24 protein-coding genes are annotated in these 25,954 nt (G+C 68.8%); 16 read left to right on the forward strand and 8 right to left on the reverse strand.

The window, feature by feature from the left end; all coding sequences use genetic code 11:
- The first annotated feature begins 38 nt into the window (after positions 1–38).
- The 5 genes from DK26_RS27275 to DK26_RS27295 all read left to right on the forward strand — a co-directional run bounded on the left by DK26_RS27275 (position 39) and on the right by DK26_RS27295 (position 6,084).
- Positions 39–1,604, forward strand: a complete 1,566-nt coding sequence (locus DK26_RS27275) for a leucyl aminopeptidase (protein WP_066479730.1) — start codon at positions 39–41, stop codon at positions 1,602–1,604.
- The gene (locus tag DK26_RS27280; RefSeq protein WP_066479732.1) at positions 1,601–2,119 is read left to right on the forward strand and encodes a DUF1269 domain-containing protein; all 519 of its coding nucleotides are present in this window, start codon (positions 1,601–1,603) and stop codon (positions 2,117–2,119) included. Before DK26_RS27275 ends, DK26_RS27280 begins: the two co-directional genes overlap by 4 nt.
- On the forward strand, positions 2,116–3,852 hold the full coding sequence (locus DK26_RS27285; RefSeq protein ID WP_066479733.1) for a hypothetical protein: 1,737 nt from the start codon (positions 2,116–2,118) through the stop codon (positions 3,850–3,852). Before DK26_RS27280 ends, DK26_RS27285 begins: the two co-directional genes overlap by 4 nt.
- A 37-nt stretch (positions 3,853–3,889) precedes the next feature.
- The gene (locus tag DK26_RS27290; RefSeq protein WP_083533649.1) at positions 3,890–4,957 is read left to right on the forward strand and encodes a patatin-like phospholipase family protein; all 1,068 of its coding nucleotides are present in this window, start codon (positions 3,890–3,892) and stop codon (positions 4,955–4,957) included.
- A 65-nt stretch (positions 4,958–5,022) separates the two neighbouring features.
- Positions 5,023–6,084, forward strand: a complete 1,062-nt coding sequence (locus DK26_RS27295; protein WP_066479735.1) for an AI-2E family transporter — start codon at positions 5,023–5,025, stop codon at positions 6,082–6,084.
- A gap of 154 nt (positions 6,085–6,238) precedes the next feature.
- Here DK26_RS27295 and DK26_RS27300 read toward each other — a convergent pair whose 3' ends face one another.
- Positions 6,239–7,990: a metallophosphoesterase gene (locus DK26_RS27300; protein WP_066479737.1), complete on the reverse strand. Its 1,752-nt coding sequence runs from the start codon at positions 7,988–7,990 to the stop codon at positions 6,239–6,241.
- 366 nt (positions 7,991–8,356) lie between these two features.
- Here DK26_RS27300 and DK26_RS27305 point away from each other — a divergent pair, with 366 nt between their 5' ends.
- From DK26_RS27305 to DK26_RS27340, 8 genes are read left to right on the forward strand one after another with little or no spacing between them, the layout of a single operon-like run.
- Entirely contained in the window at positions 8,357–8,854 is a 498-nt protein-coding gene (locus tag DK26_RS27305; protein WP_157089870.1) for a Na+/H+ antiporter subunit E, read from the forward strand.
- A complete protein-coding gene (locus DK26_RS27310; RefSeq protein WP_066479747.1) occupies positions 8,847–9,137 on the forward strand; it encodes a monovalent cation/H+ antiporter complex subunit F in 291 nt (96 codons plus the stop codon). Before DK26_RS27305 ends, DK26_RS27310 begins: the two co-directional genes overlap by 8 nt.
- On the forward strand, positions 9,134–9,427 hold the full coding sequence (locus tag DK26_RS27315; RefSeq protein WP_066479749.1) for a monovalent cation/H(+) antiporter subunit G: 294 nt from the start codon (positions 9,134–9,136) through the stop codon (positions 9,425–9,427). Before DK26_RS27310 ends, DK26_RS27315 begins: the two co-directional genes overlap by 4 nt.
- Positions 9,424–10,365 carry a Na(+)/H(+) antiporter subunit B gene (locus DK26_RS27320; protein WP_066479751.1) on the forward strand — a complete coding sequence of 314 codons (942 nt, stop codon included), beginning with the start codon at positions 9,424–9,426 and terminating at the stop codon, positions 10,363–10,365. The genes DK26_RS27315 and DK26_RS27320 overlap by 4 nt, the downstream gene beginning before the upstream one ends.
- Positions 10,362–10,712, forward strand: a complete 351-nt coding sequence (locus tag DK26_RS27325) for an NADH-quinone oxidoreductase subunit K (RefSeq protein WP_066479753.1) — start codon at positions 10,362–10,364, stop codon at positions 10,710–10,712. Before DK26_RS27320 ends, DK26_RS27325 begins: the two co-directional genes overlap by 4 nt.
- The gene (locus DK26_RS27330) at positions 10,709–12,244 is read left to right on the forward strand and encodes a proton-conducting transporter membrane subunit (RefSeq protein ID WP_066479756.1); all 1,536 of its coding nucleotides are present in this window, start codon (positions 10,709–10,711) and stop codon (positions 12,242–12,244) included. The genes DK26_RS27325 and DK26_RS27330 overlap by 4 nt, the downstream gene beginning before the upstream one ends.
- On the forward strand, positions 12,241–13,872 hold the full coding sequence (locus DK26_RS27335) for a complex I subunit 5 family protein (RefSeq protein ID WP_066479766.1): 1,632 nt from the start codon (positions 12,241–12,243) through the stop codon (positions 13,870–13,872). The genes DK26_RS27330 and DK26_RS27335 overlap by 4 nt, the downstream gene beginning before the upstream one ends.
- A 36-nt stretch (positions 13,873–13,908) precedes the next feature.
- On the forward strand, positions 13,909–15,720 hold the full coding sequence (locus DK26_RS27340; RefSeq protein ID WP_066479768.1) for an SLC13 family permease: 1,812 nt from the start codon (positions 13,909–13,911) through the stop codon (positions 15,718–15,720).
- Positions 15,721–15,723: 3 nt separating this feature from the next.
- Here DK26_RS27340 and DK26_RS27345 read toward each other — a convergent pair whose 3' ends face one another.
- The 7 genes from DK26_RS27345 to DK26_RS27375 form a co-directional block, all read right to left on the reverse strand.
- Positions 15,724–17,211: an alpha/beta hydrolase gene (locus DK26_RS27345; RefSeq protein WP_066479770.1), complete on the reverse strand. Its 1,488-nt coding sequence runs from the start codon at positions 17,209–17,211 to the stop codon at positions 15,724–15,726.
- Positions 17,212–17,359: 148 nt separating this feature from the next.
- Positions 17,360–17,920, reverse strand: a complete 561-nt coding sequence (locus DK26_RS27350; RefSeq protein ID WP_248310123.1) for an HdeD family acid-resistance protein — start codon at positions 17,918–17,920, stop codon at positions 17,360–17,362.
- Between the two features lie 177 nt (positions 17,921–18,097).
- Positions 18,098–19,309 (reverse strand): NnrS family protein, encoded by a 1,212-nt coding sequence (locus tag DK26_RS27355; protein WP_066479775.1) that lies wholly within the window; start codon positions 19,307–19,309, stop codon positions 18,098–18,100.
- Positions 19,306–20,046 (reverse strand): ATP-binding cassette domain-containing protein, encoded by a 741-nt coding sequence (locus DK26_RS27360; RefSeq protein ID WP_066479925.1) that lies wholly within the window; start codon positions 20,044–20,046, stop codon positions 19,306–19,308. The genes DK26_RS27355 and DK26_RS27360 overlap by 4 nt, the downstream gene beginning before the upstream one ends.
- Positions 20,043–20,852 (reverse strand): ABC transporter permease subunit, encoded by an 810-nt coding sequence (locus DK26_RS27365; RefSeq protein WP_066479783.1) that lies wholly within the window; start codon positions 20,850–20,852, stop codon positions 20,043–20,045. The genes DK26_RS27360 and DK26_RS27365 overlap by 4 nt, the downstream gene beginning before the upstream one ends.
- 4 nt (positions 20,853–20,856) lie before the next feature.
- Complete coding sequence (locus DK26_RS27370; protein WP_066479785.1) at positions 20,857–21,822, reverse strand: PhnD/SsuA/transferrin family substrate-binding protein; 966 nt, start codon at positions 21,820–21,822, stop codon at positions 20,857–20,859.
- A 57-nt stretch (positions 21,823–21,879) separates the two neighbouring features.
- The gene (locus DK26_RS27375) at positions 21,880–24,078 is read right to left on the reverse strand and encodes a TonB-dependent receptor (RefSeq protein ID WP_248310125.1); all 2,199 of its coding nucleotides are present in this window, start codon (positions 24,076–24,078) and stop codon (positions 21,880–21,882) included.
- A 389-nt stretch (positions 24,079–24,467) separates the two neighbouring features.
- On the opposite strand from DK26_RS27375, the gene DK26_RS27380 reads away from it, so the two are divergent.
- From DK26_RS27380 to DK26_RS27390, 3 genes are all read left to right on the forward strand, one after another.
- Positions 24,468–24,914, forward strand: a complete 447-nt coding sequence (locus tag DK26_RS27380; RefSeq protein WP_066479789.1) for an Rrf2 family transcriptional regulator — start codon at positions 24,468–24,470, stop codon at positions 24,912–24,914.
- Between the two features lie 103 nt (positions 24,915–25,017).
- Entirely contained in the window at positions 25,018–25,647 is a 630-nt protein-coding gene (locus DK26_RS27385; protein WP_066479792.1) for a hypothetical protein, read from the forward strand.
- Complete coding sequence (locus DK26_RS27390; RefSeq protein ID WP_066479795.1) at positions 25,640–25,924, forward strand: DUF1971 domain-containing protein; 285 nt, start codon at positions 25,640–25,642, stop codon at positions 25,922–25,924. Before DK26_RS27385 ends, DK26_RS27390 begins: the two co-directional genes overlap by 8 nt.
- The last annotated feature ends 30 nt before the right edge of the window (positions 25,925–25,954 follow it).

The following is a 25,954-nucleotide window of genomic DNA, read 5'->3' on the forward strand; positions in this document are numbered from 1 at the left end:
CCAGGGCGGAGGCCCCCTCTCAATCGAGCGATGCAACGATGCCTTCGTGGAGACATTCTCTGGAGATCGTCCCCGCAGTCGGTGAGGCCGAAAGGCTGAAGACGGAGCTGCTCGTCATCGGCCTGTTCAGCAGCGGGCCGCTCGGCGGCTCGGCGCGGCGCCTCGACGAGAGGACCGCGGGCCGGCTCTCCTCGATCGTCGACCGCGGCGAGCTCGGCGAGGCTCCCGGCGCGACCCTGCTGCTCCACCATCTCCCGGGCTCCACCGCGGCCCGGACACTGCTTGTCAGCCTCGGCAAGCGCGAGGCCTTCTGCGATCGCGCCTATTGGCGGGCCCTTGCCGCCACCGCGAAGGTCATTGCCGAAAGCATGGTCTCCGAGGCGGTCGTGACCCTGGCAGAGAACGAAGTTCCCAGGCGCTCGCTCAGCTGGCGCGTGCAGCAGGCCGGTCAGCATCTCGCCGATGGCGGCTACAATTTCGTCCTGCCTCTTACCCCCGCGCCTGGGCAGAAGGCGCGCAACCGGCCCATGCGCAGCATCATGCTGCTCCTGCCCGAGGCCCTCACCTCGGAGCTGGTGCTGGCGCTTCGGAAAGGGATTGCGGTCGCCGAAGGCATCGCGCTGGCGAAGGATCTCGGCAACCTGCCGGGCAATATCTGCACCCCGGCCTTTCTCGCCGAAACCGCGGGAAAGATGGGCAAGGAGTTCGGCTTCGAGGTCGGAGTTCTCGAGCAGCAGGATATCGAGGCGCTCGGCATGGGTGCCTTTCTCCTCGCCGGTAAGGGCTCGGCGAACCCCTGCAAGCTCATCATCATGCAGGCGCCCTCCCGCAAGGCTTATGGCAAGCCGATCGTGCTCATCGGCAAGGGCATGACCTCCGACATCGGCAGCCCGCTTCTGGTGTCGGATGGCGACCCCACCGGCATGAAGTTCAGCATGAGCGGCGCCGGCTGCGTTCTTGGAGTGATGCGCACGGTCGCGCGGCTGGGACTGCCGATCAACGTCGTCGGGATCATTGCAGCGGCGGAGAACCTGCAGGGCACCCAGCGCGGCAGGCCCGGTGACGTCGTCACCTCGATGTCGGGCCAGACCATCGAGATCCGCACCCAGGAAGCCGAGGGTCGGCTACTGCTCTGCGATGTCCTGACCTATGCCGAACGCTTCAAGCCGGCCTGCGTGATCGACGTCGCGACCCTGACCGAGGCCTGCGTCGTCGCGCTGGGCACGCATGCGAGCGGCCTGTTCGCCAATGACGAGGCGCTGGCCGCCGAGCTCCTGCGCTGCGGAGGCGTCTCCGGGGACCGCGCCTGGCAGCTCCCGCTCTGGGACGATTATTTCGGCCAGCTCGGCTCCAGCCTTGCCGATACCAGCAATCTCGGCGGACGCGCTGCCGGTGCGATCACCGCCGCCTGCTTCCTCGCCCGTTTCGCCAAGGCCTATCCCTGGGCGCATCTCGACATTGCCGGTACCGCCTCGATCGCGGGCACCGCCAAGGCCTCGACCGGTCGCCCCGTTCCACTGCTGGCCGAGTTCCTCATCGGCCGCGCCGCCGAAGCGGCGCTGCAGGGCCGTCCTCCCCGTCCAAACATGGAGTTGCACTCATGAGCGATCTCGTCTTCATCGCCTTCCCGACCGAGCAGAAGGCCGAGGAGGTCCGCCAGAAGGTCCTCTCCCTCCAGCGCGAATACCTGATCGAGCTCGGCGACGCCGTCGTCGTGACCAAGGACGAGAAGGGCCAGGTCAAGCTCAACCAGATGATGAACCTGACCACCGCCGGAGCGGCTTCGGGCGCGCTCTGGGGCACGCTGATCGGCTTCATCTTCCTCGCCCCCCTGCTCGGCACCGCGATCGGCGCCGCCTCGGGCGCGCTCGGCGGTAAGCTCAGCGATATCGGCATCAACGACCAGTTCATGAAGGATGCTGCCGGCGCGCTGCAGCCGAACTCGGCCGGCCTCTTCCTGCTGATCCGCAAGATGACCACCGACAAGGTCCTCGCCGATCTCAAAGGCGTCGGCGGCACGCTGATGCGCACCTCTTTCGACGAGACCAAGGAGGCGGCGCTGCGCGAGGCGCTGGCGGCGCATGCGGCGGCCGAGACGGCGACACCTGCCGCATCATGACGCTGGAATGGGGCGCCGGAGCGGGAGGCGAGCTGGCCCAATGGGCCAACCCGACCGCGCGCCTCGACGACTTCCGCCCGCTCCTGCCGGCGGAGGAGGAAGTCGTCGCCAAGCTGCTCACCGGCAATTTCGACCGACTGGGCGACGGCTCGCGCCCGAGCGAGCCCGATCCGGCGCGGGTCGTCCGCGCCGGTTTCCTGCGCTTCCTCATGCTCGGCGGCGAGGAAGGCTGCCGACCGCATGAGAAGGGCGTCAGGATCAGCGGCGCCTGGATCAGGGACATTCTCGATCTCGAGGCCTGCCGCGTCTTCCGCGACATCGGCCTCAACGACTGCCAATTCGAAGCTGCGCCCGTCCTGCGGGCCGCGATCATCAACCGCCTCTTCCTCGACGGCTCGCAGCTTCCCGGCCTGCAAGCCGAGCGGCTGGAGGCGCGCGGCGGCATCTATCTGCGTGGCGCGGAGGTCGGCGGCGAGGTCAACCTCGTCCAGGCCCGCCTCGGCGGCAATCTCGAATGCGATGGCGCGACCCTGCGCGTCTCCGACGGCTATGCCCTGCTCGCGGCGAGCCTCGAGGTCCGCAACGTCCTCGCCCGCGGCGCGACGATACGGGGCGGGATCAATCTCTCCGGCGCGGTCCTGACGGCCGATCTCGACTGCGCCGGCGCCGCGATCACCCGTGACGAAGGCGCGGCGATCGAGGCCAGCGAGATCGAGGTTCGCGGCAGTGTCGTGCTGCGCAGCGCCCGCATCGAGGGCGAGACCCGCCTCGGCGTCGCGCAGATCGGCGGCGATGTCGACGCTTCCGGCGCGACGCTCGGCCTTGCCGGCGGCACGGCGCTGGAACTGAGCCGCAGCGTGATCAAGGGCGCCTTCTTCCTGCGCCGGGAAGCCAGCGTGAACGGCACGCTAGCGCTGACCGGCGCCACGATCGGGACCATCCATGACGAGGCCGCGTCCTGGCCGGGGCTTGGTGACCTGCTGCTGAATCGCTGCCGCTACGGCGCCTTCATCGACGGGCCGGTCGATGCCGAGAGCCGGCTGGACTGGCTGGCGCGCCAGACGCCCAAGCGCTGGGGCGAGGATTTCTGGCCGCAACCTTATGAGCAGCTTGCCTCTGTCTTCCGCGAGATGGGCCATGGCGAGGACGCCCGCGCCGTGCTCATCGTCAAGGAGCGCCTGCAGCGCCAGGCAAGGCGCGAGCGCGCCAAAAGCCCGGTTCTGCGGGGGCTCCTGACCGCGACCGACGGCATTCTCGGCATCACGCTCGCCTATGGCCGCCAGCCGCTCCTCGCCTTCGTCTGGCTCCTGCTGTTCTGGGTCCTCGGCGTCGGCATCTTCGCCTATGCCGAACGGCAGGGCGCGGTGATGCCGAACAGCGCCGTCGTCCTGCGCGCCCCCGAATGGACGCTCTGCGGCATCGAGACCACCGAACATCGCACCCTGCTCGCCAGCAACCAGTCGCAGGGGCTGGCTGCCCCCGGCCAGACCCAGCTCGCCTGCTTCCGCGAACGCTGGGAGGCCTCGAGCTATCCGGCCTTCAGCCCGTGGATGTACTCGCTCGACACCCTGCTGCCCGTGCTCGACATGGGCCAGAGAACCTATTGGCGGCCGAACCCGACCAAGCCGGGCGGGCGCGTCGCGATCAACTATTTCTACTTCCAGTCTCTTGTCGGCTGGGCACTTAGCCTGCTCGCCGTCGCCGGATTCTCTGGCCTGGTGAAGTCGGCATGACGCCCCCGGCACGCCTTGCAATCAGGATGGGTACGACGTGACCAGAACCCCTTCACCGGCACGCTCCGGCAAGAACGGCAAGCCTTCTGCGCGCCCCTCGCTGCGCATCGATCTCGCGCTTCAGGGCGGCGGGGCGCATGGCGCCTTCACCTGGGGCGTGCTCTGCCGCATCCTCGAGGAGGAATGGCTGGAGATCGAGGCGATTTCGGGCACCTCGGCCGGAGCCATGAACGCCGCGGTTCTGGCTTCGGGCTTCGCCAGAGGCGGCCGGGCCGGCGCGCGCGAGGCGCTCGACCTGTTCTGGCGCAAGGTCTCGGAGGCGGCGCGCTTCAGCCCCTTCCAGCGCAGCCCTCTCGACATCCTGCTCGGCCGCTGGACGCTCGACAACTCGCCGCTCTTCGTCGCAATGGACATGATGTCGAGGGTGGTTTCGCCCTACAGCCTCAACCCGGCCGGCACCAATCCGCTGACCGACATCCTCGCCGAAATCATCGACTTCGACGGCCTCGCGAAAAGCCCGATCAAGCTCTTCATCACCGCCACCAATGTCCGCACCGGTCGGGGGCGCGTCTTCCGCAATGCCGAGATCACGCCTGACGTGCTGCTCGCCTCGGCCTGCCTGCCGACAATGTTCCAGGCCGTCGAGATCGATGGCGAGAGCTATTGGGACGGTGGCTACTCCGGCAATCCGACGATGACGCCGCTGATCCGGGAGAGCGACGCGCTCGACACCATCCTGGTCCAGATCAACCCGGTCGAGCGTCCCGGCACGCCGCGCACCGCCCGCGACATCCTCAACCGGCTCAACGAGGTCTCGTTCAACGCCGTGCTGCTGAAGGAGCTGCGGATGATGGCGCTGCTGCGCCAGAGCGCCCAGGAAGCGACCGGCGAGTGCGCGCGCTGGGCCCGCATGCGCCTGCACCGCATCACCGGCGAGGCCATGGCGGAGCTCGGCTACTCCTCAAAGCTGAACGCCGAATGGGAGTTCCTGACCATGCTCCACAATGAAGGCCGGCGTTCCGCCGAAGCCTTCTACCGCGAGCATCGCGATGCTATCGGCAAGAACTCGACGCTCGATCTCAACGAGCTGACCGAGGGCGTCTGAGACGGCCGGCCTCGCCGGCAGGACTCACCTCAGCCCCGCAACGAAAAGCCTAACCAGGACAGAAGATGACGACCGGCAAGATCTTTCACGGTTCGCAGATCCTGATCGCCACAATCCTGGCGGTCGCCGCGCTCTCGATCGCGAGTTCGGTTTTTGCGCCGGTCGCCTTCGCGCTCTTCATCATCGCGCTGGTCTGGCCGCTGCAGAAGCGCCTGCAATCCGTGCTGCCGCGGATGCTGGCGCTGGTGATCAGCATCGCCGTCATGATCGTCGTCTTCTTCGCCTTCGGCTGGCTGATCGCCTGGGCCTTCGGCCGCGTCGGCCGCTGGATCGTCAACGACGCCGCGCGTTTCCAGATGTTCTACGACCAGGGCGTGCTCTGGCTCGAAGGCCATGGCATCGCGGTCGCGGGCGTCTGGTCGGAGAACTTCAACGTCTCCTGGATGCTGCGCACCGCCCAGACGATCACCGGGCGCCTCAACACCACGATGAGCTTCTGGATCGTCGTGATGGTCTATGTGATCCTCGGCCTGCTCGAGGTCGACGATTTCGGCCGCAAGCTGCGCGGCATGCGCAACCGCGAGACCAGCCAGGTCCTTCTCGGCGGCGCCATGGCGACCGCCCGCAAGATCCGCCGCTACATGCTGGTCCGGACCTGGATGAGCGTGATCACCGGCGTCCTGGTCTGGGCCTTCGCCAAGCTCATCGGCCTGCAGCTCGCCGAGGAATGGGGCTTCATCGCCTTCCTGCTGAACTACATCCCCTTCCTCGGCCCGCTCGTCGCCACGCTGTTCCCGACCCTGTTCGCGATGACGCAGTTCGGCTCCTGGCAGGCGATGCTCGGGGTCTTCGCCTGCCTCAACCTGATCCAGTTCACCGTCGGCAGCTATATCGAGCCGCGCGTCGCCGGCAGCGCGCTCTCGATCTCGCCGGCCATGGTGCTGTTCTCGGTGTTCTTCTGGAGCTATCTCTGGGGCGTCTTCGGCGCCTTCATCGGCGTGCCGATCACCATCGCCTTCCTGACCTTCTGCGCCCAGCATCCCTCGAGCCTCTGGCTTGCCGAGCTCTTCGGAACGCCGGAGAAGGACGAAGCACTGGAAGCCGACGCCGCCGCCCTCAGGAGCTGAAACAACTCTCCGGCCCTCGTCCTGAGGAGGCCCGAAGGGCCGTCTCGAAGGGCGTTTCAGCCGGCTCCGGAGCCTCCTGGAGCATCCTTCGAGACGCCATTTCTGCCGAAATGGCTCCTCAGGATGAGGGCGCGTTTCCTTGGCGGTCAGGCCCTCAGGACCTGAGCACCGCCGGCGGCCGGGGCGCGATCTCGACCCGCTCCGGCGCGAGCAGCGCAAGCCCGCCATCGGCGGCGGCGGCCAAGGTGTGGATGTAGAAGCCCGTCGGCATGTCGTCCGTCGCCTCCATCACCGGGGACGGTGCCGAGACGATCTTCAGTGACCCGCAGCGCCCGATCCAGTCGACATGGCGATGCCCGTGCATCGCCACCAGCCGGTGCGCCATCGGCTTGAGCTGGCGCACGAAGCGGCTGCCATTGATCAGCGCGGTACCGATCCGCTCCGAGAAGGCCTTGGCGGGCTGCGGGTATTCGACCGGGTGATGGTGCAGGCCGATGATCCAGCGCGCCTTCGGGAAGCGTCGCAGCACGGCGAGCATCGCCTGCAGATCCTCCTCCGCCACCAGCCCTAGCGCATTGGTGAAGGAGAAATGCGTCTCGGCATTGGAGTTGAGCAGGATGACGCCGAGCCCGTCTTCCTCGGCCGGCGGCAGCACCATCGGGAAGACATCGGCCCAGACCGCGGAAAGCCCGGCCGACAGCCGCAGCGTGCCGGCATCGGCGAAGACGCCGATCGCCTCGCGATGCGGCTCCAGCGCCGCGGCGAGCGTGCTTGCCAGCCCCGCCCGGTCGCGATCGAGCACCTGGACGCGCTCGCCCTGGATCGCCGCCATGGCCGAGAGCGTCCGCATCTGGCGCAGACGCTTGCCGGGGCTCGTCGGCAATTCGAGCCGGGCGGGATTAGCCCGGTCGACGATGTTGAGATCATGGTTGCCGGGCAGGATCAGGCAGCGTTCCGCCAGCGCCGGATGGCGTGCCATCGCGTCGAGGAACTCGGCCCATTCGGCCGAGCGCCCGGCATCAGTCAGGTCGCCGGTGATCAGCAGTAGGTCGAGCGGCTCCTCTGCATGGATTTCGTCCAGCCTTTCGAGCACCTGGGCGAGGCGCTCATTGCCGCGCGGTCCGGCGCGGCCGCTCTCGATCCGGAAGCCGTAGCGTTCGCCGACGACATGGATGTCGGAGAAATGCGCCACCCGCCAGCGCCGCGCCGTGGCAGGTGCCTCGTCGAAGCCACCGAGATCGCGCGGCTGGTCCATCAGCCCGTCGGCGAGCCCCCAGGCGAGCGAGGCGAGCGCGAGATAGCCGGCCATCAGCGTGACCGTGTTGGCGAGCGCCGGCACGATCAGCCGCAGGGGATGGGCGAGATCGGCGAACTCGCCGGACCAGCGCGTCGCCGGCCACACCAGGCCGACTACAACGGCGGCGCCGGCGCTGGCGAGCAGGCCCGCGCCGACCGCGGTCGCGGCGCGCAGGGCCGCCCGCTTGTCCTCGCTCGCCCCGGCCGTCAGAAAACGTTCGGCGAGATGGCGCAGCCCCTCGCGGCAGAGGGCGTAGACCGGCTGCACGGCGAGCGAGTTCAGCGACCAGAAGCTGCGTTCGGCGAGGCGCAACAGCGGCCTGAAGCCGTACCAGCCAGCGACCGCGATCAGCGCCAGCAACACGAGCGAGCCGATGCCGGCGAGCGCCTGGACCCGGCCAGCCACCGACGAGAACCAGGCCGTGGCGAGGAGCGGCGCCAGCCCAAGCAGCGCCCCGGGGACCAAAGCGAGAATGACCCAGGCCAGCGCCAGCTTCGGCAGGTTGATCTCGCCGAGCAGGCTGCCCGCGATCGCCAGCAGCGAACGCTTCTTGGTGCTGCTGAAATCGTCCTCGGCGTCGCCGGCACGCGGCTCGATGATCGGCGCCATGCTCAGACGCCCCGCCCATGATCAGCTCCGGCCGGCATGCTTGGCTGTCTGGTCCGCATCTCTCGCTCCCCCGGCCTGCCACTCGTTCCGACCGGCACGCGCCAAGGGATAACCGGCCTCGCGCGGCCTTGCACCTCCCCGCAGCCAGTCCGCGCGGCAGAAGGCGAGAATGGGACGCCGGGCACAGGATTGAGACAGGAGGCTGATGCCCATGCCATGACCGAACGGTACCCTTGGCGAGGATCATCGGGCCGATTCCGGCCTGTGAAACCGCAGTTTGGCGCAGTGTCGACATGCCTTCGGTCGGACACCGTCGCGCCCGACATGGCAACGCGCCGGCATGAAGGCTCGCGAGAAACGGCACCGATGCCCGAGAATTTCACCCCGAGGCATGTGCTTTTGACCCGCGGGGCCGGCTTTCTCGCTCTGTGGCTGGTTCTGATGGGGCCCGCCCTGAAGGACTTGCCCGTCGGAATCGTCGCGGCCGCCGCGGCCGCCTGGACGAGCGCGTTTCTCTGGCCGGCGCGCGGCGGGCTGTCCTTTTCCGGCATGCTGCGCTTCCTCGTCCGCTTCCTGCCCCAGTCGGTCGCGGCAGGTGTCGATGTCGCGCGCCGCGCCTTCGCGCCCGTCCCTCCGCTCCAGCCGGGCTTCGTCACCTACCAAACCGCCCTGCCCGCCGGCATGGCGCGCCAGGCCTGCTGCGCCGTGATGAGCCTGCAACCCGGCAAGCTGCCGGTCGCGGCCGAGGCCGACGGCACGCTCCATATCCACTGCCTCGACCTGCGCGAGCCCGTGGCCGAACAGCTCGCCGCCGACGAAGCCGCCTTCTGCGAGACGCTGCAGGATGGAGGTCGCAATGGCTGAGTTCCTCACCGGCGCAGCGTTCTTCATCCTGGCCGTTACGGCGCTCGGCCTGTTCAGGGTGCTGCGCTCGGAGCTCGCGGTCGAACGCATGATGGCGGTGCAACTGCTCGGAACCGGCGCCGCCGCCGCGCTGGTTCTGCTCGGCGCCGCCTCAACTTCCCCCGCCACGACCGATGTCGCACTGCTGCTGATGCTGCTCGCGGCCTTTTCTTGCGCCGCCTTCACCCTCGGCCAATCGGAGGAGCCGGGCGACGCCCCCGCGCCGAAGGGCGACGAGTCATGAGCGCGCTCGCCGATCTCTTCACGCTCGTGATGGTCGCTGGCGGTGCGCTGCTCTTCCTCGCCGGCACGCTCGGCCTGCTGCGCTTTCCGGACACGCTGAGCCGGCTGCACGCGCTCAGCAAGGCCGACAATCTCGGCCTCGGTCTGATCGTGCTCGGCCTCCTGCCCCAGGTCGGCAGCATCGCCGGCGGGCTGAAACTGGTCTGCGTATGGCTGCTCGCCCAGCTTTCGGCCGCGACAGCGAGTCAGCTGATCGCCGGCGCCCTGCATCGCCGCAAGTCCGGCCGATGAACCTCCTCCTCGACCTCGCGCTCGTCGCCTGGCTCGTCGTGCTGGCGCTCCATGTCGCCCGCACCGGCGACGACCGCAATGCGATCGTCGCCTTCATCGCCTTCGGCCTGCTGCTCGGCCTGGCCTGGACCCGTCTCGGGGCGATCGACGTCGCGCTGACCGAGGCGGCGATCGGCGGCGGCATCACCGGCCTGCTGCTGCTGCGCGCCGAAGCGCATCTGCGCCGCGGCAGGCAGGCCGACGGCGCCCCGCGTCAAGGCGGCGGCGCGAAGACCATCGTCGCGGCCCTGGCGAGCGCCGTGGTCGCCCTCGGCCTTGGCCTCGCCGTGCTCGCCTTTCCCTCGCCGGCACCGACGCTGGCCCAGCCGGCGCTTGCGGCGATCGACGCGACCGGGCTCGGCAACCCGGTGACGGCGGTCTTGCTCGCCTACCGGGCACTGGACACGCTGCTCGAAAAGGTCGTCGTGCTACTCGCTCTGCTCGGCGTCTGGGCGCTCACTCCTGATAATCTCTGGGGCGGCGCGCCGGAACTCAAGGAAGCGAATCCGCCGCAGCCGCTGCTCTACCTCGCCCGCACGCTGCCTCCTTTCGGGGTGCTGATCGCCGTCTACATGGTCTGGGTCGGCGCCGACGCGCCGGGCGGCACCTTCCAGGCCGGCAGCATCCTCGCGGCGATGTGGCTGCTCGTCATGCTGGCCGGGCTCAGCCCGGCGCCCGAGACGCGCAGCAGATTGCTGCGACTGCTCCTGGTTGGCGGGCCGGCCCTGTTCTTCGCCATCGGCTTCCTTGGCTTTGCCGTCGCCGGCGGCTTCCTCGCCTATCCCAAGCCGCTGGCCAAGGCGCTGATCGTCGGCATCGAAGCCGCCCTGACGGTCGCGATCGCGCTCGCGCTCGGCCTGCTCGTCGCGGGCCCCTCCAACAAGGCGCCGGCCCGATGACCCTCGCCGCCTTGGACAGCGCCACCTTGTTCGGCCTGTGCGGCGCGGCGCTCGCCGGCATCGGCCTGTTCGTCGTGATCGCCCATCCCGGGCTGCTGCGCCGGCTGGTCGGCTTCAACATTCTCGGCGCCGGCATTTTCATGGTCTTCGGGGCGGTGGCCCGGCGCGGCGCCGCGGCTGGCTTGCCGGGCGACCCCGTGCCGCAGGCGATGGTGATCACCGGCATCGTCGTCGCCTTCTCGGCGAGCGCGCTCGCCGTGGCGCTGCTGCGACGCCTTTTCGATCTCACCGGTCGCGACAGCTTGGAACCGCCGGCAGCCGGCAAAACGCCGCGAGCCGAGTCATGACGCCGCTCGCCCTGGCTCCTGTCCATGTCGCAACACCGGGCGGCTACCTGCTCGTGCTGGCGCTGACCTTGCCGGTCCTCGGCGTGCTGGCGATCCTGGCGCTCGCACCGCGCCGCGCGAGGCAGGTCGCCCTCGCCAGCATGGCGGCGGGCCTTGCCGTCGCCATCGCCATCCTCGCCGAGCTCCTGCGGACCGGCGATGCGCTGACCTATGTCGTCGGCGGCTGGCAGCCACCGCTCGGCATCGCCCTGCGGGCCGACGGGCTTTCTGCCGCGCTGATCGCGATGACGGCGCTGGTGATCTGCGCAACCGGCCTGTTCGCCCGTGGCATGCACGATCTTGCGCCTGAAACGCGCGATGGCCGGGCGGCGACGACCTTTTGGGCCCTGCTGCTCGCGACCTGGAGCGCGCTGAACGCCGTCTTCCTCGGCGAGGACCTGTTCAACCTCTATGTCGCGCTGGAGCTGCTGACCTTCGCCGCCGTGCCTCTGGTCTGCCTCGATGGCCGGGCCGAGACCATGGCGGCGGCGCTGCGCTATCTGATGTTCGCGCTGCTCGGATCGCTGCTCTATCTGCTCGGCGTCGGCCTGATCTACGGCGCATTCGGCACGCTCGACATCAGGATCCTGTCGGGGCTGGGCGATGGCGGCCCGGCCCTGTCGGTCGCGCTGGCGCTGATGATCGCCGGGCTGCTCGCCAAGGCGGCGCTGTTCCCGCTGCATCTGTGGCTGCCGCCCGCCCATGCCGGAGCTCCGGCAGCCGCGAGCGCAGTGCTCTCGGCGCTGGTGATCAAGGCGCCGGTGTTCCTAATCCTGCGGCTCGTGCTCGATGTCGCGCCGCCGGAGGCGGCAGCCTTCGCCGGACAGCTCCTCGCCGTGCTCGGGGCTTCCTCCATCCTGTTCTGCAGCGTCATGGCGCTCAGGCAGGCGCGGCTGAAGCTGATGATCGCCTATTCGACGGTGGCGCAGATCGGCTATCTCTTCATCGTCTTCCCGCTCGCCTCGGGGCCGGAGGGAATGCCGCCCTGGGAGACCATCGCCTGGACCGGCGGCACGCTCCAGCTCGTCTCGCATGCGCTCGCCAAGGCCGCGATGTTCCTGGCGGCCGGCGTGGTCGCCGAGGCCTTCGGCCATGACCGCATCGCCGATCTCGGTGGCTTCGGTCGCGCCCTGCCGCTCAGCGCCGCGGCCTTCGGCCTCGCTGGCCTCTCGCTGATGGGCATCCCACCGAGCGGCGGCTTCATCGCCAAATGCCTGCTGCTGACCGCGGCCGTGATCAACGGCCATCCCTGGCTGGCAGCCACCATCCTGGCCGGCGGCCTACTCGCCGGCGGCTATGTTTTCCGGGTGATCAACACCGCCCTCGCCAGCCCCGCAATGCCGCTCACGACGCGAAGGACGATCCCGCGGCGGCTCGAGATGACGGCGCTTGCCCTCGCCGTGGCAGCGGTACTGCTCGGCTTCATCCCGCTCGAGCCCTTCGGTCTCCTGCAGATCGGCCGCTCAGGCCTCGCGACCGCGGTTCTGCCATGACTGCCTCCGGCTCGCTCCTCGCCGCGACCATCCTGCTGCCGCTCGCCATGGCGGCCCTTTGCTTGTCCAGCGGCTTCCGGGCGCGGGCGCCGTCCCTGCTCGTGCTGGCCCCGCTCCCCGCGCTATTCGCCGCGCTTCTGGTGCCGGAAGGCACCTCCGCCCTACTCCCGCCGCCCTTCCGCCTGTCGCTGATGCTCGACCGGCCGGGCGCGATCCTGCTCGGCGGCGCCGCTCTGCTGTGGAGCGCCGCCGGCGCCTTCACCGCCTCCTATATGCGCAGCGATCCGGCCAAGGCCGGCTTCGCCGTCTGGTGGCTCCTGACCCTCGCCGGCAGCCTCGGCCTGTTCATCGTCCGCGACATCGCCAATTTCTACCTGCTCTTCACCCTGGCGAGCCTCGCCGCCTACGGGCTGATCGTCCACGAACAGACCGCGCGCGCTCACCGCGCCGGCACCGTCTATGTCGTGCTGGCGCTAGTTGCGGAAGCCTTCCTGCTGCTCGCCTTCGTGATGCTCGCAGCCGGCCATCCCGACCCAAATCCCGCGATCCGGGACGTGGTCGCGACGCTGCCCGCCGCGCCGCTGCGCGATGCCATCGTCACCCTCCTCGTCCTCGGTTTCGCCCTGAAGCTCGGTCTCGTCCCGCTGCATGTCTGGCTGCCGCTCGCCCATCCCGCCGCGCCGATGCCGGCTTCGGCAGTGCTCAGCGGCGTCGTGGTCAAGGCCGGCGCGATCGGGCTGATCCGCTTCCTGCCCTTCGAGGCCGGCCTGCCCTTCTGGGGCACGCTGCTGATCGGCGCCGGCTTCGTCACCGCCTATTACGCGGCGATCGTCGGCGTCACCCAGACCCGCGCCAAGACCATCCTGGCCTATTCCACCGTCAGCCAGATGGGCCTGCTCGCCGTGCTGCTCGGCGTCGGCCTCGAAAACGCCGACCCCGGCGCGACCAGCCTCGTCGCCTACTACGCCGTGCACCACACGCTGGTGAAGGGCGCGCTCTTCCTGGCGGTTGCTGTCCTGGCCGCGACCGGCGGGGCGCAACTGCGGCCGGTCCTGCTGCTGACCGCCATCCTCGCGCTCAGCCTCGGCGGCATGCCCTTGACCAGCGGCGCGCTCGCCAAGCTCGCAAGCAAGCCGATGCTCGGATACGGGCTGGTCAGCCAGGCCATGGCGCTGGCCGGCGCCGGCAGCACGATGCTGATGCTGCATTTCGTCCTGATCGTCGCACGCGACGCCAGGGGCAATCCCGCCTCCGTCGCACCAATCGGCCAGCTCATCCCCTGGCTCGCGGTCGCCGCCGCCTCGCTGATCCTGCCCTGGTCGCTCTATCCGGCGATCTCCGGTGAGCCGCTGGCGAGCCTGGTCCAGCCCGATGCGCTCTGGAAGCTGCTCTGGCCGATGCTGCTCGGCGCCCTCGCCTTGCTGCTCGTCCGGCGCTTTGAGCGCCTGCCGGGCGCCATTCCGGAAGGCGACATCGTCGTCCTCGCCGAAGCGGGGACGCCCGCCATTGCCCGTCTTGCCGCTTTCGTCGAGCGGGCCGATGCTCAACTGCGCCGCTGGCCGGTGGCCGGGCTCTTGCTGCTGACGCTCGCCATCCTCATCGGCGGCGCCCTGATGCTTCAGGCCTGACCGACCGCGCAGAGCAAGTACAGAACTGGACCCAATTTGACCCCGATCGAGAGCACAGCCGTCGTCACCGCGATCACGATCGCCCTGTTCGCCTGGAACAGGCTGCCGGTGATCATCGTCGCCATCGGCGCCGCGCTGGGGCTCTGGGCTACGGGCGCGGTCACGCTCGAACAGGCGACGGCCGGCTTCGGCGATCGTGCGGTCCTGTTCATAGCCAGCCTGTTCATCGTCAGCGCCGCGCTGGAGAAGACCGGCGTCACCGCCTGGGCCGGGCAACTGCTCATCGCCAAGGCCGGCGAGAACAGGCGCACCCGCCTGCTGATCATCATCATGGCGGCGGTCGGCTGCCTCAGCGCCTTGATCAGCGGCGGCGGCGCGGTCGCGGCGCTCATGCCGGTCGTGGTCATGGCGGCGATCCGCTTGCGCCAGTCGCCCTCGCAGCTCCTGATGCCGCTCGCCTTCGCCGCCCATGCCGGCTCGAACCTGCTGCTGACCGGCGCGCCGAAGAACATCCTCGTCTCGGAAGCGCTCGAGGATGCCGGCATGAAGGGCTTTGCCTTCGCCGAATTCGCGCTTGTCGGCCTGCCGCTGCTCGCCGGCACGATGCTGATCATCCTTCTGCTCGGAAAGCACCTGCTGCCGGCGCAGAGCAGCGCCCGGCTGCCCGCCGATTTCAGCCGCCACGCCCAGACGCTGGTCGAGCATTACGGGCTGAGCGACGGCGTCTTCCGTCTGCGCGTGCGCTCGACCTCGCTCTATATCGGCAAGGCCCCCGCCGAGCTCGATCTCGCCGGCGATCCGCGCCTTCAGCTGATCGCCGTCCAGGAAGGCGCGACCGGCAAGCCGCTGCGCGCGCCAGCCATCTCGGTCGGCGACTATCTCCTGGTGAAGGGCGAGGCCGAGGCTATCGCCAATCTCGCCGCCGAGAAGCATCTCGCCTTGCGCGAGGAGGGCGCCGAAGACGAAGCCGGCCCGAGCCTGTTCAACCGCCGCTCCGGCCTCGCCGAGGTCGTCATCCCGCCGCGCTCCGCCCTGATCGGCCGCGCCATGTTCCCGGGCATGATCACCGATAGCGGCGACCTCGTCGTGCTCGCGGTGCAGCGCGCCGGCCTCGATCTCACCCCGGAGGACGTGCTGCAGGCTGGCGACACCATCCTGCTGGAGGGCAGCTGGAAGGCGCTCGACGTCCATCTCGCCGACCCCGACGTGCTCGTCGTCAACTCGCCGGACCTTGTCCGGCGTCAGGCCGTGCCGATGGGCGCCGGCGCCGGCGTTGCTGTCGCCGTGCTGGCCGGGCTTGTCGTCATGCTCGCCACCGGCATCGTGCCGCCGGCGGTGGCGGGGCTCGTCAGCGCCGGCGTGCTGATCCTCGCCGGCACGATTTCCGTCGAGCAATCCTATCGTGCCATCAACTGGACGACGGTGATCCTGGTCGGCGCGATGATGCCGCTCTCGACCGCCATGGTGCAGTCTGGCGCAGCGCAGCTCGTCGCCGACCATCTCGTCGCGCTGACCGGCGGCGCCGGCCCGGTCGTCTTCCTCGCCGGGCTCTTCGTACTGACCGCCAGCCTCGGCCAGATCATGAGCAACACCGCGACGACGATGCTGGTCATACCCATCGCCATGGCGGCAGCGGCCGGCATGGGTGTCTCGCCCCGGCCGATCCTGATGAGCCTGTGCATCGCCGGCGCGGCATCCTTCCTGACGCCGATCGCGACCTCGACCAACATGATGGTGATGGGTCCCGGCGGCTACAGCTTCAACAGCTACTGGAAGCTCGGCACGCCGCTGATGATCTGGTTCTTCATCATGGCGGTGTTCTACGTGCCACTGGTCTGGCGGTTCTGAAGGCTAGTTCTTCCCCGGAACCGCCGTGGTGGCTGGAGCGCCCGCCCGCAGCTTCTCGTCGACCCTGTCGATCAGATAGGGGAAGAACGGGTTCGACGACATGCGCAGCAGCGAATCGAGGTTGACGATCAGCGTGCCGCGCTCGCCGCGCGCCGCAACGGAGCCGAGCTTGATGCCGAAGTCCTCGGTCGGGTCGGGCTTCATCCCATAGAGCGAATCCGTCACCGGGAACGGCAGCGCGACATGCGACAGCGAGAAGACGTCGAACGGGTATGACAGGCCGAGATCGCGCACGGTCTCTGTGGAGGCGCCGGCTTCCGTAACGCGCTCGACCACATCGCTGGAATCCTCGTTGGCATTGGTGATGACGGTCAGCCGGAAATTCCGCGGCGGCGCCGGCAGGATGCGGGTCAGCAGCGTATCCGAGGTCGTGCTCAGGAGCGGCCCGAACTTGGCCGCGCGGTTGAGGTCGAACAGCACGAGCTCGCTGCCATTGGCCGGGAGGTGGGCATAGAACGAGGTGATGATCGCCCGCGTGCTCACGGTGAAATCCATCACCGACTGAAAGGTGAGCGTCGGCGCGAGATCCTTGAGCCGCCCCTCCCGTCCGAGCCGGACGATCTTCTGCTGCAGCGCCTGGGTCAGGAGGTGCGACTGCCGCGCCCCGTTGACCGGGAAGGAGTTGTACTTGAACGGGTTGAACTCCGGCAGCACGCCGAGCCAAGCCGCCTTGGCGAAGGCGGGCAGGATCGCCGGCAGGCCTGCGAGCCCGGCGAAGCGCGCAAAGGCGGTGATGCCGATCATCGGCGAGATCAGGACGAGCCGCTCCGGCCGAGCCAGCTCCTTGTTCTCGAGCGCTTCCAGCGCATACATCAGGGCGAGTGCCCCGCCATTGGAGAAGCCGACCAGATGCAGCGGCGCGGCGGCATCGACGCGCTTACGCGCCTCCCTGACCGCAAGGCGCGTCGCCGCCAGCCAGTCCTCCCATTCGACTTCGGTCAACCCGGCCGGGACGGTGCCGTGCCCGGGCAACCGAATGGCGATGGCGAGGAAGCCGCGGTCGCGATATTGCCGCGCGACATGGCGCAGGCTGTAGGGAGAATCCGTCAGCCCGTGCAGGAAGACGGCGACACCGACCGGCTTGCTCTCCGGCTCCATGACATAGGAGCGGTTCCAGTCCTGCTTGAAATGGGGCGGATGGATCGCGCTGCCGTCGAAATAGCGGTTGACCGGGACCCGCTCCTCCGGATCGAGCTTCTGCGTCACCTCGGCCCGCACGCTGGCGAAGGCCTTATCCTCGGCCTTGAGGTAGTCGGCCCAGCCGGCGCGGTCGAGCTCCTTGATCGAAAGCTCCTCCGGCACGAAGGTGTGCCAGGGTTCGAGCGGCGCGCCCCTCTGGGTGTCGTAGATGCGCAGGCCCAGCAGGGACAGCGCGACGATCGCGAGAACGGCGCCCCCGCGCTTCAACGTCTTGCCGATGAAACTGCGCATAACTTGGACCTTCGAGACCTTGCCGCTGCCGGCGGAGCGCTAGAGCATAGGACCGAAAAGTGGAAATCCACTTTCCGGACGAATCCGATGCTTGAACAAAGGGGTAGATCGCCAGCTTGCGTCCGGCAGAACGCTCGGCGATCGAAGCTCAGGCAGCCGCCCGCCGCGTCGCGAGCGCGATCGCGATATAGGCCCAGCCGGCAAAGAGAAGCGAGACGCCGACCAGCGTGCCCGGCGTATAGATGCCGCCGCCGGGGAGCTGCATCGCCATGACGACGCCGACGAGGATGGTGACGATGCTCGACAGGAACATCCAGACGACGCCGTTCTGCGCCCGCATCCTGATCGCAAGGCCGAGCTGGGCGACGCCTTCGGCCATCAGCACCAACGCGATCACGAGGGTGATGGCGATCGCCCCCTTCATCGGATTGAAATAGACCAGAAGCCCGCCGAGGAGCTCGACCAGCCCAATCAGCAACTGCCAGAGAAAGCCGCCCCACTCCTTGACGGAGAAGGCGTGGAACACCTTCAGCGCCCCGACAATGGCGAGCAGCAGGCCGAGGAACAGCGTCACGGCCATGGTCGAGAGCGCCGGGCTCGCGATCGCCGCGATGCCGGCGACGATGAGGACGATGCCGAGCGCGATCAGCTTGCCCGAGACCAGCCGGGCGAGGCTTGCGCCGGAGGGGTTACCCGAATGCTGCGTCATGACTTGCCCCATCTGCCGTTGCCGGGCCGGCGCGCCGTAGAGCCGCCGCGACCTGCAACGAGCTTCGGACGCATTATACGACCATTCTGCAATTATGCCCGGCCGCCCCGGAAGATGGATCAGCAGGGAATCCCAAAGCTAGTCAGGGAGTCCCGTTTTGGCCGCTGCGGTCCCGCATCAACCGCAGCCGCTGTCCTCGCCCTTGCCCGCATTGAGGATTGGCCAGAAGCCGATGAGCCAGATCGCGAAAGCGGCCGACCAGAGCATCGCTGCCAGCGTGTAGTGCAGCCCGGCCAGGCCTGCCCCGATGCCGAGTTCCGGCAGCGTCCGGACGAGACCGGCAGCCGCCATCGCGGCCAGCGCGCATTTGGCGGAGGCCGGCAGCACAAGGTCTCGGCCACTATGGCGCAGGCCGGCGATGACGAAGACCGCCATCACTGCCAGGCCGAGAGCGCCGACCGACAGAAGGTGCAGCCCGGTCGTCGGCGAGAGCGGGGCGCCGAGTCCGGAAAGGCCGATGGCCAGGAAGCCGAGCCCGCCATAGGCGTTGGCCGCCGCGAGCGCCAGAACCTCCGCCCGCAGCACGGCGCGGCCGATGAACCATTCCGCCAGCCGGTCGAAGAAGGCCGCGGCGGCCGCCAAAGCGAGCCAGGCCGAAACCGCCGAATCCGGCCAGAGCAGCGCCGCCACGAGCTGGATCGCGACGAGGCCGGCCGTGAGGTTCTGGCGGCCGGGATGCGGGCGATAGGGCGTCGTCTCGCCGCTCGGGTCGAGCGCATGGTTGACCACGACGACATTGATCCGGGCAATGGCGAGCGGCAGGAAGATGAGGAACACGGCGAGCGCCGCGTGCAGCAGGCGCCCGGACAGCGCCGTCGCACCGCTGAGCCAGGCGACGCGGATCGCGAGTTCCAGCAGCGCGAAGATGGCGACCCAGAGGGCGAAGGAGCCGTGACGGGTGCTGCGGCGCGTAATCAGCGGGGCGCTCACGAAGAAAAGTAGCAGCAGCAGGAAGGCAAGATCGGTCGCAGCGGCCACGACGATCAGCGCATCGGCGCCGACGAGACCGATCAGCCGGCCCGGCAGCCAGAGCCCGGCGAGCAGCAACAGGGCCTTGCCGCTGCGCGTTTTCGTGTCCGTCCATTCCGGCATGGCCGAAGCCAGGAAGCCGGCGAGCGCCGCACCATACGTGCCGAAGATCATCTCATGCGCATGCCATTGTCCGGGCGGGACCTCGCGCGCGAAGGGCAGACCGAGGCCGAACAGCGCGACCCAGGCGAGCGGCAGCAGCACGGCATGGGCGACCGCGAGCGGGAAGAACAGCTTGAGCCCTTCGGCGAGCAGGGGATGGCGGACGCCCTTGGCAGCGTCTGTGCTGTGCTGGCTCATGCGCTGTCCCGATCGGGGTCGAACAGCTCGGCGAACGCCGCCTCGTGCATCCAGCCCTGGACCATCTCGAATATCGTCCGATCATCACGCTCCCCCGGCGCGCCTTCGATCGCGCGGTCGACGAGGATGCTGCCGTCGCGGCCAGACATGAGGACGATGCGGTGCGCCAGACGTGCCGCCTCCGAAAGGTCGTGCGTGACGAACAGCGCCGAGAACCTCTCGCGCGCCGAGGCGGCGATGACGAGGTCCTGCAGCACCCGCCGTAGCCCTACATCGACCGCCGTGAACGGTTCGTCGAAGAACACGATCTCCGGATCGACGGCGAGCGCGCGCGCCACCGCAGCGCGCTGGCGCATGCCGCCGGAGAGTTCGGCCGGGTACTTGTCGAGATCGCGCGCGTGCAGGCCGACCTCGGCGGCGCGCGCCGCGGCGATAGCGTGGCGCTCCTCGCGGCCCACCCCGCCTGCGGCGAGCCCATAGGCGATGTTGTCGCGCGTGCGCTGCCAGGGCAGCAGGCGCGGCTCCTGGAAGACCACGGCATGGCGCCGATAGTCGCGCCGCACCCGGCCGCGCAGCGGGTCGACGAGGCCGGCCGCGATCTGCAGCGCCGTGGTCTTGCCGCAGCCGGACGGGCCGACCAGCGCCAGAACCTCACCGGCGTCGAGGCGCAGCGTCAGGTTCTCGAAGATCGCGCGGCCGAGAAAGGCATGGCCGATGCGTTCCAGTGCGAGCCTCATCGCTTCACGCCCCAGGGCCGCCCGGCCTCGCGCCATTGTTCGAGCCGGTCGCGCAGGGGCTGGATCAGGACGTATTCGGTGAAGAGGGCGAAGCCGACCACGGCGAGCACCAGCGCGGTAACGCGCGGAATGTCGAACAGCGCCCGAGCGCTGGCGAGATCGCCGCCGAGGCCGCCGGCATTCGAAAGCAGCTCCGCCATCACCGTGACCTTCCAGGCCGAGCCGGCGGTCGTCGTCCAGGCCGGGAAGAGATAGGAGACGAGGTGCGGCGCCGTCACCGTGCGCAGCCGCATGAAGCGGCCGGCGCCAAAGCTCTTCGCCATGGCTTCGAGAGCACGGTCGCGCGTCGCGACGCCTTCCAACCCACCGGCGAAGGAGATCGGCAGCGAGGCGACGACGACAGTCAGCACCGCCGTGCCGCCTTTGGCGCCGAACCAGATCAAAGCGAGCACGATCCAGGCGATCGGCGGCACGCCGAGGATCACCGTCACGATCGGCCGCATCAGCCGCATCGCCGCAAAGGAATAGCCGGCGGCGATGCCGGCGCTCGTGCCGATCGCGACCGAGAGCAGGAAGCCGAGGCCGGCGCGCTGCGCCGTCTCCAGCGCCGCGACGCGGAAATCGGGCTCGCCGATCAGCCTGGCGACCTCCCTTCCGGTCTCCAGCGGCGAGGGCAGCACGAAGGAGCCGTAGATCTCATGCCCGGCCTGCCAGGCGGCGGCGAGACAGAACAGCCCGGCGGCACCGGCCCAGCCCGACCAGAGATAGCCGCCGAGCCAGCCGAGGAAGGCGAGGATGGAAGCCATGCCGTCAGAGGGCGTAGAAGCCGTCGCCCGGCAATTTTCCGCCGATGATGCGGGGATCGCCCTCGGCCAGCGCCGCGAACAGCTTCTCCAGATCGGGACGCGCGGCCGAGGCCGGCTGGGCAACGAGATTGCTGAACGGCACGGCGCGCGCCAGCACGGGGCCTGGCAGCTGGAACAGCGCCGCGGCTTCCGAGGCGACGGCCGAGGGATCGGCGAGCACCCCGGCGAGCGCCGCCTCCACCGCCTGCTGCAGTGCGCGGATGCCGGCCTCGCCGATCTCGCGGCCAAGCGGGTCGCTGACCGCAAGGCCGGCCTGCGGCAGGCTCGCCGCCCCGGTCGCTTCCTGCCAGGCCAGGCGCGTATCAATGGCGCGCTCAAGCCCCTTGCCGCGCAATCCGGAGAGCAGGAGGGCGCCGGCCGAGGCCGGTTCGGAGAGCAGCGCGGCATCCGCCCGGCCGGCGAGCAGAAGCTGCACCGCCTCGGGCGGCGTGCCGGAATAATCGATGCTCAGTGCGTCGGGCGCGATGCGGCGGGCGGCGAGCAGGCGCCGGAAGATGAAGTCCGGCATGTCGTTCTTGAACGGCACGACGACCCGCTTGCCCTTGAGGTCATCGAGCGTCTTCACCGTGCCGGCAGGCGCGACGACGCTGAGCAGGCCGTGGGTCAGGATGTTGACCAGCTTCAGGCCGAGGCCGCGATTATGGAGATTGGCGGCGGCGTAGCTCGGCATCACCACAGCCTTCATCGTGCCGGAGGACAGGCCGGCGCGCATCTCGTCGGGCGTACGCCAGATCCGGACCTCGACCGGCATCGGAAGTGCCTTCAGCGCCGCCTCGCGCGCTGCGGCGACCAGCAGCAGGCCGGGCGTCGCCGGCGGTCCCCAGAGCAGCAGCGGCTCGGCCGCGCGCGCGACATGGGGCATGGCGAGGCTGGCCGTGGCGACGGCGAGGAAATGGCGGCGGTCGAGCATGATGCCCTCCTTGACGCGGCCGCACCGGCAGCCGCGCGGTCTGGTTCGGTCAGGTTTTCAGAAGGTCGCCTTCAGGCCGGCATAGAAGGCGCGGCCGGTTCCCGGCAGGAACGCGGCCTGGTCCGGCCGCGCCTGGTCGACGATCAGCGTCGAGGCGGCATAGGTCTTGTCGAGGAGGTTGGTGACCTCGCCGAACATCGTCAGCCGCTCGTTGAACTGGTACTCGGTGCGCAGGTCGAAGAGCGCATAAGGATCGGCATAGAGCGTGTTCATGTTGTCGACCGGGGTCTTCTCCGGATTCCAGCGCAGCGCCGCCTGCAGCATCCAGGCCTCGGTCGCCTGGTATTGCAGCGTGGCGTGGATGACGTGGCGGGGCGCGCCGGCGACACGGTTGTCGCCGCGCACGGGATCGTAGACGAAGCGGAAGTCCTGATAGGTATAGGCGAGGCGCCCGGTCAGCCGCTCGAAGATCTGCGCGCCGAGGCCGAGCTCGACGCCGAAATGCCGGGTCTTGTCGGCGTTGATCGCGCCGAGTGAGGCGCCCGTGGCGTCGCGCAGGCTGAGCAGCTCCTTGTCGACCCAGGAATAGTAGACGACGCCGTCCCATGAGAAGGTGCCGTGCCGGCCGCGCCAGCCGCCCTCCAGCGTCGTCGCCGTCTGGGCCTTGAGGTCGGGTGTCGAGAAGGCCGCGGCCGCCGCCATCGGCGCTGCCGGGTTCGGGCGGCCGGGGCTGCTGTTGGGCGTGCCATTTATCGTCGCCAGCAGATCGTCATGGGTCGGCGGCTCGAAGCTGCGCGAGACCGCAGCATAGACGATCTGGTTGGCGTCGGGCCGCCAACTGGCGCTGAGGCTCGGGCTCCAGCCGTCATAGCTGCGCGAATAGGTCGTGCTCTGCGTCGGCACTGAACCATTGGGTAGCAGCGTATAGGGCGAGGCCGGGCTGTAGGCATTGGTCGGCCGCCGCGCAGGGAGGTAGGTGTCCGAATTGTCGCGCGTCGCATAGGCATAAGACAGAGCCGGCGAGATGGTTACGTTCTGCCAGACCGGGATATTGGCCCCGACATAGAGCGAGAGCGTGCTGGCATCGAGATCGCTCTCCCCGAACAGCGCTCCGCTGACGCCGCCCTGGTTGAGGTAGTTCTCGCGCTTCGCCGAGCCGACCACATACTGCGCCGTCGTCTCGAACAGCGGCAGCGCCGCGCTCTCGACCGGCTTGTAGGCGTAGCGGGCGACCGCCGTGAGATCGCCGCCCTTGGTGACGCGCACGCCCGATGAGATCGGGAACCGGAACATGTCGTCGGTATAGGTGTAGCCGAGCCCGAGATCGACGAGATGCGGCCCGTATTCGGCGGTGGTGCGGTTGCCGATGAAGAACTGCTTGGCTTCGCGCCGAGGCTTGTCACGCAGCACGTTCGGGCCGGGATCGACCGCGACGCCACGGACCACGCGCGGGCCGCCATGGACCTGCTTCGGATCGAGACGCAGGCCCTGCTTGGTCAGCGGACCCGACACGTCGAAGCTGAGATCGGTATAGCCGGCGAAGAAGCGCGTCTTGATGGTCTCGCTGAGGGCAATGCCGACATTGGCGCTGGCGCTGATGCGCTGTGAGTCGTTGTAGGTGCGATAGCCGTTCGAGCGGCTGACATCGGCCTGGAGCAGCCCGTCGACGCCGTCCTTGCGGAAGCCGGTTTGGCCCGAGGCGTTGAACTGGCCGAAGCTGCCGCCTGAGATCTGCACTTTCGAGCCCGGCGCGCTGCTGCCGGTCGGCGAGACGAAATTCAGCGCACCGCCCAGCACGGTTGCGCCGAGCCGATGCGCGGTCTGGCCGCGATAGACCTCGATCGACTGCGCCTGGCCGGGATTGGCGAGCCCGACGATATAGGATCCGTCGGCCCGGTTCAGCGGCAGTCCGTCTCGCAGGACGAGGATGCCGCGCTCGACCGGGTTCTGCTGCAGGCCCGAGCCACGAATCTGGACCCGCGGCTGGTCGTTGCCGCCGAAGAACTGCTGCACGACGACGCCGGGCGCATTCTGCAGGGCCTGCGCCAGGGTCGGGTTGCCGCTTTGCGGGATGTCGGCCTCGGTCAACAGCGTCGCGCCGCCCGCCGTGGCGAAGAAGCGCTCGCGCACGAAGCTCGGCACGCCGTCAGCCGCCCCCTCGACGACGATGGTGTCGAGGCTGATCGTCGAGCCCGGCGAGGCGGATTGGGCGAGGCAGGCCTGGCCGGACACCGATGCCAGCAGCGCGCCAAGCATGAGCCGATGCACGAGGTGAGCACGCGTAGCGGCGGTGGGGGCGGTGTCTGAGGTCTTCTCGGTCATATCGGCTCTCGTCGGCGTGTCGTGAACGGGCGTGCAGAATCGGCGGGCAGCGCGGGCTGGCGCTCCGTTGCGGGACGGGGTAAACATGAATTTCAGATGGCTCTTTTCTAACTCGGAGCCCGCGACCTTGTAAACAGTGTTTCTGGGTCGATCTGTATAATCGCCCTGCCGTCGACCAATTTGAGCAGGATCAAACACAGGACGGCATCGAGATATATTTGAATTACTCAAATATAGACAAGCTATCTACCATTCATCGGCATCGTTGATTATTGAAACAACTCTCAAGCCCGACTGCCCGCACCACGAGCCCCGGAAGAACGATGCGCCTGACCCAATTCAGCGAGTACGCGCTCCGGCTGCTCGTCTTCGTCGCTGCCCACCCTGACCGGCTGGTCACGATCGAGGAGGCCGCAAAGGCCTATGACATCTCGCGGGCGCATTTGATGAAGGTAGCCAATCTCCTGGTGAGGCAGGGCTTCCTCAGCGGCGTTCGCGGCCGAGCCGGCGGGCTCGCGCTCGCCCGCGCCCCGGATCGGATCACGCTCGGCGAGCTGATCCGCGCCACCGAGCCGGCATTCTCCGTGGTCGAGTGTTTCGGGGAGGCGGAAGGGCACTCCGCCCTGCGCCTCGACCATTGGCGAGGCATCCTGACCGGCGCCATGGACGAATTCCTGGCGGAGCTCGACCGGCATCGTCTGAGCGATCTGCTCAACGAGCCCGCGGGATTCGGCCTGACACCGTCGGCCGCTGAAGGCTCGGCGGCATGAATTTGCGCAACGACAACGACCTTGCTTCGCGCCAAAGCTAGGCTTGGAGCCCAGTAGCTGCGCCAACTCCTCAAACGACAAGACCGAGATCAGAGGCATCGCCATGACGTTTCCGTCGTTCTTTCTCGAAGCCCCACGGCTCAGGCTGCGGGATCCGCTGGCTGCCTTTCTCGGCTCTACGACGGATGGTGTTTTGGAATACCGCTATGAGGACGCGGTCAGGCTCGCCGGCCATTCCTGCCCCGCCGTCGCCGGAGCCTATCTGATGGTCGTGCACGGGCTCGACTATCTCTATGACGAAGAGTTGCCGGAGCGAGGCGGCATCGATGTCTTCATGCGCGACGGGCGCGAGCAGGGCACCACTGGCGTTCTCGCCTCGATCGCCACCCTGCTCACCGGCGCCGCCGCCGAGACCGGCTTCCAGGGCATAGGCCAAGCGCAGCGGTTCGCCCGCCGCGGCCTTCTGGCCTTCGACGCACCGATCGAAGGCGTGCTCGCCCTGCGCCGACGCGACACCGGCGTCGGCGTGGCGATCGACATCGACACCGGGCATGTGCCGCACCATCCCGACATGGCAGGGCTGATGCCGCGAGCGGTCGCGGGGCAAGCCGACTCGGCCGAGCAGGCCCGCTTCGCCGAACTCTGGCAGGAACGCGTCCGGCGAATCCTCGTCGACCATGCCGACGACCCCAAGCTGGTCCATCTCTATGATTGGGAAGCCAGCGATGACTGATCGGATCTGGCCGGACGATCTCGTCGCCTACAAGCGCACGCCTCCCTTCACGGAAGCGACCGTGCCCGCCGGGCTCCTGCGAGCCCACGAGACCAAGCCGGGCGTCTGGGCGCGCCTGCATGTCACTGAGGGCGCGCTGCGCTTTCGCGATCTCGTCACCGGAGTGGAACGCCTGCTTTCGCCGGGCATCCATCCCCTCGTCTTCCCGGCCTCGCCGCACGAGGTCGCGCCCGACGGCATGGTCCGCTTCTTCGTCGAGTTCCTGCGCCAGCCGTGACGGCCACTCGGCAGGGTATCCCGACTGCCC

It is taken from the genome of Allobosea sp. WAO, assembly GCF_001509835.1.
In the GTDB taxonomy this organism is placed as follows: domain Bacteria; phylum Pseudomonadota; class Alphaproteobacteria; order Rhizobiales; family Beijerinckiaceae; genus Allobosea.

Excerpts from the sequence above, each read along its gene's own strand:
- DK26_RS27390 (WP_066479795.1), top strand. The coding sequence starts at position 25,640 with ATGACTGATCGGATCTGGCCGGACGATCTCGTCGCCTACAAGCGCACG.
- DK26_RS27380 (WP_066479789.1), top strand. The coding sequence starts at position 24,468 with ATGCGCCTGACCCAATTCAGCGAGTACGCGCTCCGGCTGCTCGTCTTC.
- DK26_RS27295 (WP_066479735.1), top strand. The coding sequence starts at position 5,023 with ATGACGACCGGCAAGATCTTTCACGGTTCGCAGATCCTGATCGCCACA.
- DK26_RS27305 (WP_157089870.1), top strand. The coding sequence starts at position 8,357 with ATGCCCGAGAATTTCACCCCGAGGCATGTGCTTTTGACCCGCGGGGCC.
- DK26_RS27360 (WP_066479925.1), bottom strand. The coding sequence starts at position 20,046 with ATGAGGCTCGCACTGGAACGCATCGGCCATGCCTTTCTCGGCCGCGCG.
- DK26_RS27315 (WP_066479749.1), top strand. The coding sequence starts at position 9,134 with ATGAGCGCGCTCGCCGATCTCTTCACGCTCGTGATGGTCGCTGGCGGT.
- DK26_RS27385 (WP_066479792.1), top strand. The coding sequence starts at position 25,018 with ATGACGTTTCCGTCGTTCTTTCTCGAAGCCCCACGGCTCAGGCTGCGG.
- DK26_RS27325 (WP_066479753.1), top strand. The coding sequence starts at position 10,362 with ATGACCCTCGCCGCCTTGGACAGCGCCACCTTGTTCGGCCTGTGCGGC.
- DK26_RS27280 (WP_066479732.1), top strand. The coding sequence starts at position 1,601 with ATGAGCGATCTCGTCTTCATCGCCTTCCCGACCGAGCAGAAGGCCGAG.
- DK26_RS27345 (WP_066479770.1), bottom strand. The coding sequence starts at position 17,211 with ATGCGCAGTTTCATCGGCAAGACGTTGAAGCGCGGGGGCGCCGTTCTC.
- DK26_RS27320 (WP_066479751.1), top strand. The coding sequence starts at position 9,424 with ATGAACCTCCTCCTCGACCTCGCGCTCGTCGCCTGGCTCGTCGTGCTG.
- DK26_RS27285 (WP_066479733.1), top strand. The coding sequence starts at position 2,116 with ATGACGCTGGAATGGGGCGCCGGAGCGGGAGGCGAGCTGGCCCAATGG.
- DK26_RS27375 (WP_248310125.1), bottom strand. The coding sequence starts at position 24,078 with ATGCTTGGCGCGCTGCTGGCATCGGTGTCCGGCCAGGCCTGCCTCGCC.
- DK26_RS27310 (WP_066479747.1), top strand. The coding sequence starts at position 8,847 with ATGGCTGAGTTCCTCACCGGCGCAGCGTTCTTCATCCTGGCCGTTACG.
- DK26_RS27350 (WP_248310123.1), bottom strand. The coding sequence starts at position 17,920 with ATGACGCAGCATTCGGGTAACCCCTCCGGCGCAAGCCTCGCCCGGCTG.
- DK26_RS27335 (WP_066479766.1), top strand. The coding sequence starts at position 12,241 with ATGACTGCCTCCGGCTCGCTCCTCGCCGCGACCATCCTGCTGCCGCTC.
- DK26_RS27300 (WP_066479737.1), bottom strand. The coding sequence starts at position 7,990 with ATGGCGCCGATCATCGAGCCGCGTGCCGGCGACGCCGAGGACGATTTC.
- DK26_RS27330 (WP_066479756.1), top strand. The coding sequence starts at position 10,709 with ATGACGCCGCTCGCCCTGGCTCCTGTCCATGTCGCAACACCGGGCGGC.
- DK26_RS27370 (WP_066479785.1), bottom strand. The coding sequence starts at position 21,822 with ATGCTCGACCGCCGCCATTTCCTCGCCGTCGCCACGGCCAGCCTCGCC.
- DK26_RS27355 (WP_066479775.1), bottom strand. The coding sequence starts at position 19,309 with ATGAGCCAGCACAGCACAGACGCTGCCAAGGGCGTCCGCCATCCCCTG.
- DK26_RS27365 (WP_066479783.1), bottom strand. The coding sequence starts at position 20,852 with ATGGCTTCCATCCTCGCCTTCCTCGGCTGGCTCGGCGGCTATCTCTGG.
- DK26_RS27275 (WP_066479730.1), top strand. The coding sequence starts at position 39 with ATGCCTTCGTGGAGACATTCTCTGGAGATCGTCCCCGCAGTCGGTGAG.